The sequence below is a fragment of the Cupriavidus campinensis genome, from assembly GCF_905397395.1.
GTDB classification, from domain to species: Bacteria; Pseudomonadota; Gammaproteobacteria; order Burkholderiales; family Burkholderiaceae; genus Cupriavidus; species Cupriavidus campinensis.
Map to the genome: position 1 here is coordinate 1 of NZ_CAJPVH010000061.1, position 12,024 is coordinate 12,024.

The window sequence follows — 12,024 nt, forward strand, 5'->3', positions numbered from 1 at the left end:
GCTGCTGTACGCCCAGGCACTGGCCGCCACCGGCGCGCCGGGCACGCGGGCCGCGTTCGAGCAGGCCCTCACCAGCGCCAGCGATGCCGCGCCGCGCTGCCTGTTTGCCGACTGGCTGGCGGCCCAGCCCGATGCCGCCGACCGCGAGCGCGCGAAAGCGCTCTATGCCGATATCGTCCATGACGCGCGCCACTGGCCGCGCCATGCCCGCGAACACAATCGCGAATGGCTCCAGCGCGCCCAGGCGGCGCTGGGCCAGTGATTCGCCCATGATCCGCGCCCTCGGCGCCTTGCTCTCTGCCATGACCCTTCTGAAACGCAAATCGATCGAGGCCGTGGCCTCGCGCCGTCCCGCCCGTGAACACCGTGATGCATCGCGCGGCAACCTGAACGCCCGGCAGGACTCCCGGCAGGACCCCCGCCACGAAGCGCGCATGAAACCGCGCTTTGCGCCGGTGACGTTCTCCGAGATGGATGGCGTGCGCTACCTGCATTTCGGCACGGAATGGGTCCAGGGCGCGATGCGCCTGCGCAAGCCGGACGCCATCGAGCTCGAGTACGCGCAGCAGATGATGGCCTGGCTGCTGTTCCAGTCGCCCTCGGTCGATGACTTCCACGTGGTGCAGCTGGGCCTTGGGGCCGCCGCGCTGACCAAGTTCTGCTATCGCCAGTTCGCCCACGCCAAGGTGACGGCGGTGGAGCTGAACCCGGCCGTGATCGTGGCCGGCCGCAGCATGTTTGGCCTGCGTGAGGACGATGCGCGCCTGACCGTGCGCGAGCAGGACGCCTGGGACTTCGTGATGGACAGCGCCAGCACGGCGGCCGTCGATACTCTCCAGGTGGACCTCTACGACGCCACCGCGCGGGGCCCGGTGCTGGACACCACGGCGTTCTACCGCGCCTGCCGCCGCGTGCTGAAGACGCCCGGCGTGATGACGATCAACCTGTTCGGCGACCACGAGAGCTTTCCGAAGAACATCGTGCGAATCTGCGATGCCTTCGACAACCGCGTGCTGGTCTTCCCGGAGGTGCACGACGGCAACATCATCGCCATGGCGTTCAACGGGCCGGCCATCGACGTGTCCTGGGAGACGCTGGAAGCGCGCGCGGACGTGGTGGAAGCCGCGACGAACCTGCCCGCCCGGGACTGGGTCAAGAAGCTGCGCGCGGCCAATGCCAATCAGGAAGAGCGGCTGGTGATCTGAGCGTTTTCTGAGGGAAAACGGTCATTCCTTGTGGAAGAACTGCGCCAGCGACCACTCGTCGGTACGGGCCTCGTAGCGCAGGCCCTTGCGCATCGCCCACATCGCCAGCTGGCTGTGCGAGGGGATGATGGCGTGGTCCGCCAGCGCGAGCTTCGCCGCGGCGCGGGCGTTCTCCTCGCGCGCCTTGTCGCTGCTGACCGTGGTCAGTGACGTCTCGATCAGCTTGTCCAGCTGCGGATTGCTGTACTTGCCCCAGTTCCAGGTGCCATAGCCGGTCTTCGGATTTGGCGTGCCGGTGATCGAGCGCAGCGCCACATCGGCTGCCGCCGAGCCCCATCCCAGCATCTGGAACGAGAATTCGCCCTGGCGCGCGCGCGTGAAGTAGGCCGCCACGGGCAGGGTCTCCACCTTGGTCTGGATGCCGATGCGGGTCAGCATGCTGGCGGTGGCCTGTGCCACCTGGGCGTCGTTGAGGTAGCGGTTGTTGGTGGCGTGCAGCGTCAGGGCGAAGCCGTCCGGGTAGCCGGCCTGGGCCAGCAGCTTCTTGGCGCCCTCTACGTCGTAGGCATCCGGCCTGGTGCCCGGATGGCCGAAGATCTGCGGGGAGACGATGGACGAGGCCGGCACCGCCAGCCCCTCCATGATGCGGCTGACGATGGCGTCCCGGTTCAGCGCGTGGCTGACCGCTTCCCGCACGCGGGCGTCCTTGAACGGGTTTCTGGCGAGCGGCTTGCCGGCCTTGTCGGTCACGAACGGCGAGTTGTCGCGCGACTGGTCCATCTGCCAGAAGATGGTGCGCCACGACACCGTCTGCTCGATCTTGAACTTCGGATTTTGCTTAAGTTTGGCCACGTCCGCCGAGGGCACGCTCTCGATCACGTCCACGTCGCCGGCCAGCAGGGCCGCGCTGCGCGCGCCGTTGTCGGTCAGGATGCGGAATACCGCGCGGTCCCAGTCCACCTTCGGCCCCCAGTAGTCGGGGTTCTTCGCCATCACGATTTCCTGCCCGCGCGCGAAGCGCACGAACTTGAACGGCCCGGTGCCGATCATCGCCTTGCCCGAGTCGAAATCGGCCTGGGTCAGCGTGGCCGCGACCTTCTTCGGCATGATCGGCACGCTGTTCAGGTCGTTGGCGAGGTTGGCGTAGTTCGGCACGCTCATGGTCAGGCGCACGGTGAGCGGGTCTGGCGTGTCGATGCGGGCGATCGGCTTGGTGTAGCTGGTGAACGAGCCGGGGCTGTTGGTCAGCTTGTCGGGCCGCTCCAGCGACGCCTTGACGTCCTCGCTCGTGAACGGCGCGCCGTCATGCCACTTCACGTTCGGGCGCAGCTTGATCTCCCACGTGATGGCGTTCACCGGCTTCCACGACAGCGCCAGCCCGGGGATGTAGCGTGCGTTCTTGTCCATGAACACCAGCGACTCGAAGATATGCAGCGCGATGGCGTTGTTCGGGCCCGCGTTGTTCCAGTGCGGGTCCATCGACGTGACATCGGCCGCCAGGCCGATGCGCAGGTCCTCGGCGTGCGCGGCGCCCACCGGCAGCCCGGCGGATACCGCTACGGAGAGCAGGGCGCCCAGCAAGGCATGGCGGATGTTGGCGGAACGATGGCTTGCTTTCATCGACAGGCTCCTCGGGGTCGTGCGGGGATGGAATGACATGCATTGTGCCGTCAAACGTACATGCCTGCGCGGGTTGGGGGGCTTCCCGGGCGCAGGCAAGGTGATGCGGTGTTTTCGACACTTTTTGCCTGCGACGCCTTCCGCCCCGTCGCGCCGATAAAAAAACCCGCTTGCGCGGGTTTTTTCTGCTTCGTCAGGCCATTTCAGTGGAACAGCGGCTGCTGGGTCGGCGCGTCCTCGGGCAGTTCGGCGTGGACGATCTCGCCCGAACGGTCCGCATAGAGTGGCGTACCGCAGTCTTCGCAGTACTCGGGGTCGAACAGCGCAGCGTGGCGGAAGATCTCCTCCACGCCGGCGTTGCGCAGTTCCTCGCAGATCTGCTCGAGCGGGTTGCCTTTCTCCTCGGCATCGACCTCGCCGGCCTCGCGGCCATAGACGGGCCAGACGATGCCGTAGATCACGTCCTTCTCGCCGCGCATGGTGAAGCCGACGCGGTATTCCTCGACCACTTCCTCGCCGAACGAGGCCACCACGGCAGCCAGCTGGCCGGCAGGCACGTCCAGCGTGCCGCACAGGTAGTTCACGGCGGCGCGCACGGTCAGCGGGCGGATGCTCTTGTCCGATTCGCGGCACGACAGGAAGAAGGCATCGGGCAGCAGCAGTTCGAACTCGCAGCCCGGCAGCAGCACGGCCACGGACGGCTGCACCTGCTGGCGCCATTGTTCCAGGCAGGTGGAGCGCTCGGCGTGGTGCTCCTTGGCATCTTCCTGCCAGCGGAACAGGGCGCCTTCGTGCGGCGCCACCACCACGGCCAGCAGGTAGCGCGGATCGGCCAGGATCGGGGCGGTCTCGGGCAGGTCGCGCAGGTCCACCTTGGGCACCGTGCCGGCCAGCGCCGCCGAGGCGAGCTTGTGGGTCAGCGCGAAGGTGTCGCTATGGGTGCGCGGGAGCTGGTCGATGCTGTACAGGTACGGCGACAGCGCTACCTGGGTCTGCGTGGCCAGCACGTGGGCCTGCAGGTGCACGGCCAGCGTCTGGGCCAGCTCGGGCTTGAGCGCGCCGGACGGAATCGCGTAGCGGGTATGGGCCAGGATCGGGGCGGCGATCAGCAGGGCGTCGTGGCGCACGCCGTCGATTTCTAACGTGGCAGACTCGGCCAGCGTCTCGGCCTGCTCGGCCAGCACGTCGGAGGCATCTGCATTGTGCTTGAACAGGTGTTCGAGCGCGGCGTCGAGGGCGGTCTGGCTGCCGTTCTTCAGGAGGCGGCCCAGGCGCTGCGACAGCCGCCGCTCCCAATACCCGTCCTCCATGCGGCTGCCCGAGGCGTCGAGCGCAAGCGCGTCGGCCACCAGTCGCTCGGCATCGGGCGAGAGTCGGGGGGAAGACTTGGGGCGAAAACCTGCCATATGTGAAGACCGTCCGTTTTACGTAAAACGGTATTCTACTCGCTGCGTTGACAAACACAGCACCCCGCGGCGTTCCCGTCTTATTTCTGTGCGGGCGCTGCCGGGGTCTCGGTGGCGGCCGGGGCGTGGGTCTCGACGCCGTGCTGCTCGCCGCCCATGGAGACGTCGCCGCCACCCTTCGTCAGCAGATACAGGGCGGCGCCGGCGACGACGATGAAAGCGATGAGGATCTTGACCATGGTGTCTCCAGTCGGTGCGGGGGCGTGCCTTGGCCGCCCCGCTTATAGGGATGAACGCCGAATTGCGTAGGGGCCAGTCTGGCAGTGCAGCCTTGCATGGAACTTACGCGCCGGATCGGGGATAACCCGCAAGCTGGCCCGGCGGCGCGCCGCCCGCCAATGAAAAAGAAAAACGGCGCACCGTGGGTGCGCCGTTGTCACTTCCTGGCCTCGGCCGGGACCGCTTACGCGGCCAGCAGCTGGCGCAGCACGAACGGCAGGATGCCGCCGTGGTTGTAATAGTCCACCTCGATCGGGGTGTCGATGCGCAGCAGCACCGGCACGCGCTGGGTGTCGCCGTTGGCGCGATGGATCACCAGCACCACATCCTGCTGCGGCTTCAGGTCACCCTCGATGCCTTCCACGTCGAAGGTCTCGTTGCCGATGATGCCGAGCGACTGCGCGCTGTCGCTGCCCTTGAACTGCAGGGGCAGCACGCCCATGCCGACCAGGTTCGAACGGTGGATCCGCTCGAAGCTGCGCGCCACCACGGCCTTCACGCCGAGCAGTTGCGTGCCCTTGGCCGCCCAGTCGCGCGAGGAACCCGTGCCGTATTCCTCGCCGCCGATCACCACCGTGGGCGTGCCCTCGGCGATGTACTTCATGGCGGCGTCGTAGATCGACATCTGCTCGCCGGTGGGCTGGTGCAGCGTCAGGCCGCCTTCCACGCGGGAGCCGTCGGCCTTGGGCGGAATCATCAGGTTCTTGATCCGCACGTTGGCGAACGTGCCGCGCATCATCACCTCATGGTTGCCGCGGCGCGAGCCGTAGCTGTTGAAGTCCGCCTTCAGCACGCCGTGCGCGAGCAGGTACTTGCCCGCCGGCGAGGTGTCCTTGATCGAGCCGGCCGGGGAGATGTGGTCGGTCGTCACGGAATCGCCGAACACGCCCAGCGCCCGCGCGCCGCGCACGCTGGCCGAGACCGCCTTGGGCTCGAGCTCGAAGTCCTGGAAGAACGGCGGTTCGGCGATGTAGGTGGAAGTCGGCCAGTCGTAGACCTGCCCCGTGGTGCCCTTGATGTTGGCCCACAGCTTGCTCGGCTTCTTGACCTGCTCGTAGTTCGTCTTGAACACCTTGGCGTTCATCGCGAACTTCAGCAGCGCGTGGATTTCCTCGGACGACGGCCAGATATCGCCCAGCCAGATGTCCTTGCCGTTCTTGCCCTTGCCCACCGGTTCGGTCATCAGGTCGCGGGTGACGTTGCCGGCGATGGCGTAGGCCACCACCAGCGGCGGCGAGGCGAGGAAGTTGGCGCGGATGTTCGGGTGGATGCGGGCCTCGAAGTTGCGGTTACCCGACAGCACGGCGGCCGCGACGATGTCGTTCTGGACAATGGCCTCGTTCAGCGCCGGGGTCAGGTCGCCCGCATTGCCGATGCAGGTGGTGCAGCCGTAGGCCGTCACGCCGAAGCCAAGCTTCTCCAGGTACGGCAGCAGGCCCGTGGCGGTCAGGTATTCGGTGACCACGCGGCTGCCCGGGGCCAGCGACGTCTTGATGTGCGGCGCCACGTTCAGGCCGGCTTCCACCGCCTTCTTGGCCAGCAGGCCGGCGGCCAGCAGCACGCTCGGGTTGGAGGTGTTCGTGCAGGAGGTGATGGCGGCGATCAGCACGTCGCCGCTCTTCACCTTCACGCCGTCGGCGTTGGTGTACTCGCGGTTCAGGTCGTCGGGGTCCTTGTTGAAGCCGTTCTCGGCCACCGGCTTGGAGAACAGCGAGGCGAAGGTGCTCTTGACGTTGCCGATCTCGATGCGGTCCTGCGGGCGCTTGGGGCCCGCCAGCGACGGCGCCACCGTGCCCAGATCCAGCGTCAGCGTGGTGCTGTAGTCGATATCGCCGGCCATCGGCACGCCGAACATCTCCTGGGCGCGGAAGTAGCCCTCGAATGCGGCGATTTCCTCGTCGGTGCGGCCGGTGCCCTTGAAATAGTCGATGGTCTTCTCGTCCACCGGGAAAAAGCCCATCGTGGCGCCATACTCGGGCGCCATGTTGCCGATGGTGGCGCGGTCCGGGGTCGTCAGGCTGGCGGTGCCTTCGCCGAAGAACTCGACGAACTTGCCCACGACCTTCTCGCGGCGCAGCATTTCGGTGATGGTCAGCACCAGGTCGGTGGCGGTCACGCCCTCGCGCAGGCGGCCTTTCAGTTCCACGCCGACCACGTCAGGCGTCAGGAAGTACACCGGCTGGCCCAGCATGCCGGCTTCAGCTTCGATACCACCCACGCCCCAGCCCACCACGCCGATGCCGTTGATCATCGTGGTATGCGAGTCGGTGCCAACGAGCGTGTCCGGATAGTAGACACCGTCCTTCTTGTGCACGCCGCGCGCCAGGTATTCCAGGTTCACCTGGTGGACGATGCCGAAGCCCGGCTGCACTACGCCGAAGGTATCGAAGGCCTGCATGCCCCACTTCATGAACTGGTAGCGCTCGTTGTTGCGCTTGAATTCCAGCTGCATGTTGAGGTCGAGTGCCTTCTTCTCGCGGAAATGGTCGATTTGCACCGAGTGGTCCACCACCAGATCCACCGGCACCAGCGGCTCGATCTTCTTGGGGTTCTTGCCCATCTTCTCGGCCACGTTGCGCATCGCGGCCAGGTCGGCCAGCAGCGGCACGCCCGTGAAGTCCTGCAGCACCACACGCGCCACCACGAACGGAATCTCGTCCACGCGGTCAGCGCGCGGCTTCCAGTGGGCCAGTTGCCGCACGTGTTCCTCGGTCACCTTCTTGCCGTCGCAGTTGCGCAGCACCGATTCCAGTACCAGCCGGATGGAGATCGGCAGCCGTTCGATCTTCACGCCCAGCGCCTTGCCCAACTGCGGCAGGGAATAGTACTGGCCGCGGCCGCCGGTGCCGAGCTTGAATTCCTTGAGAGTGTTATTGAGATTGTGGGGCATTGCCTGACTCCAATCGAGGGATGACGCGGGACGCGATTTTCTAAACTTTCTTCTTCTTCAGACCCCGGTGCACGAGAGGGTTCCGCCGCCTTGACGCGGCGCGGCCGGAAACTCCCCGGACGCGCACCGTGACAACAAACTCAACTGCCGCGCGGCGATGGGCCGCGCGAAGTACCGCAATGATCGCAAATTTACGACTTTACTGCTTCGGGGTGACCTGGGCAGCGGGAGCGGGCTGGGCTTCGGTGGTAGCCGGGGCCACCAGCAGCGGCGTGGCCACCGGCGCGCGCAGGGCGCCGGCCTGGGTCGGGGCCGAGCCACCGGCCAGCATGTCGGCGCTCTGGCATTCGTCGGCCAGGCGCTGGCCCATGTTCTTGTTGAACAGCATGGCCTTGCTCGGGATCACGACGAGGTCGAGGCCCGATTGCTGGTCGAAGTAGCGGTCGGCGCCGGTCACGGTGGACTGGCGCGGCAGGCGGTAGTCACGGCCTTGCCAGTGCACGGTCAGCACTTCGTCGCGCAGCATGTTGCCATTGATATAGATGACATTGCCCAGCTCGCACTGCCACTTCTCGCCGGACGGCGTGACAGGGGCTGCGGCGGCGGTCGTGGCCTTCTTGCTGGACTTGGCGGGCGCCTTCTTGGTCGCAGCCGGCTTCTTCTTGGCGGGTTCCTGAGCCATGGCGGTGGAGGCGACGGTCAGCGAGAGGGCGCCGAGCAAGGAGGCGAGCACGATCTTTTTCATGGGTATTCCTTCCGGATTTGAATGATTACTGGGGGGCTCTAGTATTGGGCGGGGCCGGGTGCCCGTGGGCGGCCCGGCAACTTTCCGCCGCTATTCTCTACGATTTGCCTGACAGGGCGAAGCCCGTCATCTATTGGTTACACAATCGGAAATGTCTGGTTTGCCATGGGGCACTTCGGGTCGGAAAAGGGCAGTATCCGCGCGCGGAGGCGTCACTCGGGCCGCCATTCAGTCGAAGAACAGCTCGGCCGCTGCCGCCGGCAGGCTGGTGCCCGTGGCGTGGGCGCGTTGCAGCAGCGCCCAGTAATACCGGTAGCTGGCGCGGTCGTGCAGCTGGCCGTCATGGCGGATCGGGGCCCAGTTGTTCTCGTGGGCCGCCAGCAGGATTTCGCTGGCCGCGCCGATCTCGGTATCGGTGGGGCGGAAAGCGGCCACGATCGGGGCGATCTGGCCCGGATGGATGCTCCACTTGCGCAGGTAGCCGAACTCGGCGCGGGCGCGGCTGGCGTCGTCGCCGGCACGCTGCGGATGCTGCACGTCGGTGCTGACGTTGTGCGACGGCACCTTGCCGTGGCGATGGCAGGCCGCGGAGATCTCGAGCATGGCGCGGCGGATCAGCGGGTATTCGAACTGGCCCGGCGAGCGCATCGCATCGCCCGGAATGGCGCCGTGGTGGGCGGAGACGAAGTCCATCAGCCCGAAGCTGAGGCACTCCACCTGGACCAGCGCGGCGATGTCGAAGACCTGTTCGAGCGCGGCATGTGTCTCAATCAGCACATGAATCGGGATGTGCCGGGCAATGCCGGCACTGCGCGCCACATGGTTGACGTGATCGGTCACCCGGGCGACTTCCACTACATCGGTCACCTTCGGTACCACCACATAGGCCAGGCGCGCGCCGGCGGCGGCCACCAGGATGTCGATGTCCTCGCGCCAGTGCGGGTGGGCGGGGTCGTGGATGCGCACGCCCACACGGTTGTGGACGTTCTCCGGGCTGTTGATCAGCTGGGCGCACAGCGTGGCGTGCTCGCGCTCGAGGCCGACGGCGGCGCCGTCCTCGCAGTCGAATGTGATGTCGAACACGGGCCCAAGCTCTTGCTGCAGGGCCAGCGACTTGCGCATGAGCTTTTCGCTGCCGGCATAGTGGTCACACACCGGCAACTGGACCGGGATGGCTTCGCCCTGAAACAAGACCTCGGAAGGATGCACGTTGAATACTTATGGAGTGGGGGGTAATTGACGAGACAAGGCCCGCGCCCATGAAAAAACCGGGGTCCGCGCCGATTGTTGCATCGATGCGGGACCCCGGTTCGTCATGCGCGGGAGGCTCCGGAAGATCAGCCCAGCAGATGCTGCACGCCGGCCTTTTCTTCTTCCAGTTCCTTCAGGGTGATATTGATCTTTTCCTGGCTGTAGGCGTCGATCTCCAGACCCTTCACGATTTCATACTTGCCGTTGGCGGTGGTCACCGGGTAGCCGAACATGGTGTCGGCCGGGATGCCGTATTCGCCGTTCGACGGGATGCCCATCGTGACGACCTTGCCGTTCGAGCCCAGCACCCAGTCGTGCACGTGGTCGATGGCGGCGTTGGCAGCCGAGGCGGCCGACGACAGGCCGCGCGCCTCGATGATGGCGGCGCCGCGCTTGCCGACGGTCGGCAGGAACACGTCGTTGTTCCAGACCGGGTCGTTGATCATGTCCTTGACGCTCTTGCCGTCAACGGTGGCGTAGCGGTAGTCGGCGTACATGGTCGGGCTGTGGTTGCCCCACACGAACATCTTCTCGATCGACGACACCGGCTTGCCGGTCTTGGCGGCGATCTGCGACAGCGCACGGTTGTGGTCCAGGCGCAGCATCGCGGTGAAGTTCTCGCGCGGCAGGCTCGGGGCCGACTTCATGGCGATGTAGGCGTTGGTGTTGGCCGGGTTGCCCACCACCAGCACCTTGACGTTGCGGCTCGCCACTTCGTCGAGCGCCTTGCCCTGCACCGTGAAGATCTGGGCGTTGGCTTCGAGCAGGTCCTTGCGTTCCATGCCCTTGCTGCGGGGACGGGCGCCAACCAGCAGGGCCACGTCGGCGTCCTTGAAGGCGACCTTGGGGTCATCGGTGATGACCACGCCGGCCAGCAGCGGGAACGCGCAGTCTTCCAGTTCCATCACCACGCCCTTGACGGCGGCCTGGGCTTGCGGGAGGTCGAGCAGTTGGAGGATGACCGGCTGGTCTTTGCCGAGCATGTCGCCGTTGGCGATGCGGAACAGCAGGGAATAGCCGATCTGGCCAGCGGCGCCGGTCACTGCGACGCGCATTGGGGCTTTAGCCATGAGTAAATCTCCAAACGAAAAGAGGGGTAACCGGTCAGTGGCGCCTGCCGCACGGGGCGGGCGCGTCGCGTGTCGCCACGGGGCAGGCTGGCGTCCGCCGCGTCGAGGGCGACAAGGCGTAAGTCTACTACTGCTATGTGGTGCGCCGCATCCCGAACGGTGCCGCGATGCCCGAATCCGGGTCTCGCGGGGGATGGCGGCCGGGGGCGGCGGCGCGGACTGCGCGAGTGTAGGGCGGGCCTCCGTGACTGTCAATTTATATGTCTTATATAAGACATAAGACATTTCATAGCGTGCTGGACGCGATTCTCGATTTTGTGGTGAAATCCGGGCTATGTCATCCCTGCCCACGTCCCTGTCCGCCGCAGCCGGCAACGGCGCGCCGGAATCTGGCGCCCCTCAGAGCGGTGCCGGGGCGCAGCCGCCCGCCGCCAATGCGCCGGCCGCCGGCCCGGCCAATCCCTCGCCCACGTTCAGCCCGCTCTACCAGCAGATCAAGGCCCTGATTACCCAGAGCCTGCAGTCCGGCGAATGGAAACCGGGCGAAATGATCCCGAGCGAAATGGACCTGGCCGCGCGCTACAAGGTCAGCCAGGGCACGGTGCGCAAGGCCATCGACGAACTGGCCGCCGAGAACCTGGTGGCGCGCCGGCAGGGCAAGGGTACTTTCGTGACCACGCACTACGAGGACGTGGTCAAGTTCCGTTTCCTGCGGCTGGTGCCCGATGAGGGCGAGCCGCACTATGGCGCGAGCCGCGTGCTGGAGTGCAAGCGCCTGCGCGCGCCGGCCGAGATCGCGCGGCTGCTGGATATCCGCACCGGCGACAGCGTCGTGCAGATCCGCCGCGTGCTGACGTTTTCGAATGAAGCTACGGTGCTGGACGAGATCTGGCTGCTGGGCACCAATTTCAAAGGACTGACGGCCGAGAAGCTCAACGAGTGGAAAGGCCCGATGTACGCGCTGTTCGAGGCCGAGTTCGGCACGCGCATGATCCGCGCCACGGAAAAGATCCGGGCGGTATCTGCCGATAATACGGCGGCCGAACTGTTGTCCGTGGCCCCGGGTACGCCGCTGCTGTCGGTGGAACGGGTGTCGTTCACCTATGGCGACCGGCCGGTGGAAGTCCGCCGCGGCCTGTATGTGACCACGCGGCACTATTACCAGAATGACTTGAGTTAATGCGTGGCGGCGATGCTCGCCGGGCCAGGGGCGCGATTATTGCGGCGCCTGCGGATTACCCGTGTCGACCGTTGCGGCCATTGAATGGAATCGCTGGGAATGCGCCGGGGAGGAGACCGATCCGGCGTGGTGCGCAGAGTATTGCGTGCGATTGTCGGGCACGCCGGGTTGGTGCGCGATAGCTGAAAATTATTGGTGCGGCGCGCAACAAAGGCGCTAAAATCATCGGGATTTGCTCCAGTGCATTCATTTGCATCCAGCGCTACCCACGCGCAGGATCCAAACCGGTGCGCACCGGAAGGCGGGTGTGTCCCGTGCCTTCAAGGTACCCGGAGTCGCCTCACTGCGCAATCGGGTAGCGATCCGGTGAAACCCGGA

Annotated in this window: 9 protein-coding genes and 1 pseudogene; 3 read left to right on the forward strand and 7 right to left on the reverse strand. The window is 66.0% G+C overall.

Annotation, left to right across the window (positions count from 1 at the left end):
* Together KHO18_RS23805 and KHO18_RS23810 are read left to right on the forward strand one after the other, a co-directional pair.
* Positions 1-262 (forward strand): annotated as a pseudogene (locus KHO18_RS23805) (hypothetical protein); the annotation flags it as partial.
* A 40-nt stretch (positions 263-302) separates the two neighbouring features.
* Complete coding sequence (locus KHO18_RS23810; RefSeq protein WP_211944004.1) at positions 303-1,205, forward strand: class I SAM-dependent methyltransferase; 903 nt, start codon at positions 303-305, stop codon at positions 1,203-1,205.
* A 21-nt stretch (positions 1,206-1,226) separates the two neighbouring features.
* On the opposite strand, the gene KHO18_RS23815 is transcribed toward KHO18_RS23810, so the two are convergent.
* From KHO18_RS23815 to KHO18_RS23845, 7 genes are all read right to left on the reverse strand, one after another.
* Entirely contained in the window at positions 1,227-2,825 is a 1,599-nt protein-coding gene (locus tag KHO18_RS23815; protein ID WP_211944005.1) for an ABC transporter substrate-binding protein, read from the reverse strand.
* A gap of 203 nt (positions 2,826-3,028) precedes the next feature.
* On the reverse strand, positions 3,029-4,231 hold the full coding sequence (locus tag KHO18_RS23820; RefSeq protein ID WP_144199444.1) for a DUF2863 family protein: 1,203 nt from the start codon (positions 4,229-4,231) through the stop codon (positions 3,029-3,031).
* Between the two features lie 80 nt (positions 4,232-4,311).
* A complete protein-coding gene (locus tag KHO18_RS23825; RefSeq protein ID WP_186296886.1) occupies positions 4,312-4,470 on the reverse strand; it encodes a hypothetical protein in 159 nt (52 codons plus the stop codon).
* Between the two features lie 224 nt (positions 4,471-4,694).
* Entirely contained in the window at positions 4,695-7,400 is a 2,706-nt protein-coding gene (gene acnA, locus KHO18_RS23830; protein WP_144199442.1) for an aconitate hydratase AcnA, read from the reverse strand.
* Between the two features lie 199 nt (positions 7,401-7,599).
* On the reverse strand, positions 7,600-8,145 hold the full coding sequence (locus tag KHO18_RS23835; protein ID WP_144199440.1) for a hypothetical protein: 546 nt from the start codon (positions 8,143-8,145) through the stop codon (positions 7,600-7,602).
* Between the two features lie 228 nt (positions 8,146-8,373).
* On the reverse strand, positions 8,374-9,354 hold the full coding sequence (locus KHO18_RS23840) for an HpcH/HpaI aldolase/citrate lyase family protein (protein ID WP_149135541.1): 981 nt from the start codon (positions 9,352-9,354) through the stop codon (positions 8,374-8,376).
* 128 nt (positions 9,355-9,482) lie between these two features.
* The gene (locus KHO18_RS23845; RefSeq protein WP_144199436.1) at positions 9,483-10,466 is read right to left on the reverse strand and encodes a malate dehydrogenase; all 984 of its coding nucleotides are present in this window, start codon (positions 10,464-10,466) and stop codon (positions 9,483-9,485) included.
* Positions 10,467-10,800: 334 nt separating this feature from the next.
* On the opposite strand from KHO18_RS23845, the gene KHO18_RS23850 reads away from it, so the two are divergent.
* Positions 10,801-11,646, forward strand: a complete 846-nt coding sequence (locus KHO18_RS23850; protein WP_144199434.1) for a GntR family transcriptional regulator — start codon at positions 10,801-10,803, stop codon at positions 11,644-11,646.
* Positions 11,647-12,024: the final 378 nt, after the last annotated feature.

Coding starts and splice junctions, on each gene's coding strand:
- KHO18_RS23810 (WP_211944004.1), top strand. CDS start 303: ATGACCCTTCTGAAACGCAAATCGATCGAGGCCGTGGCCTCGCGCCGT.
- KHO18_RS23815 (WP_211944005.1), bottom strand. CDS start 2,825: ATGAAAGCAAGCCATCGTTCCGCCAACATCCGCCATGCCTTGCTGGGC.
- KHO18_RS23820 (WP_144199444.1), bottom strand. CDS start 4,231: ATGGCAGGTTTTCGCCCCAAGTCTTCCCCCCGACTCTCGCCCGATGCC.
- KHO18_RS23825 (WP_186296886.1), bottom strand. CDS start 4,470: ATGGTCAAGATCCTCATCGCTTTCATCGTCGTCGCCGGCGCCGCCCTG.
- acnA (WP_144199442.1), bottom strand. CDS start 7,400: ATGCCCCACAATCTCAATAACACTCTCAAGGAATTCAAGCTCGGCACC.
- KHO18_RS23835 (WP_144199440.1), bottom strand. CDS start 8,145: ATGAAAAAGATCGTGCTCGCCTCCTTGCTCGGCGCCCTCTCGCTGACC.
- KHO18_RS23845 (WP_144199436.1), bottom strand. CDS start 10,466: ATGGCTAAAGCCCCAATGCGCGTCGCAGTGACCGGCGCCGCTGGCCAG.
- KHO18_RS23850 (WP_144199434.1), top strand. CDS start 10,801: ATGTCATCCCTGCCCACGTCCCTGTCCGCCGCAGCCGGCAACGGCGCG.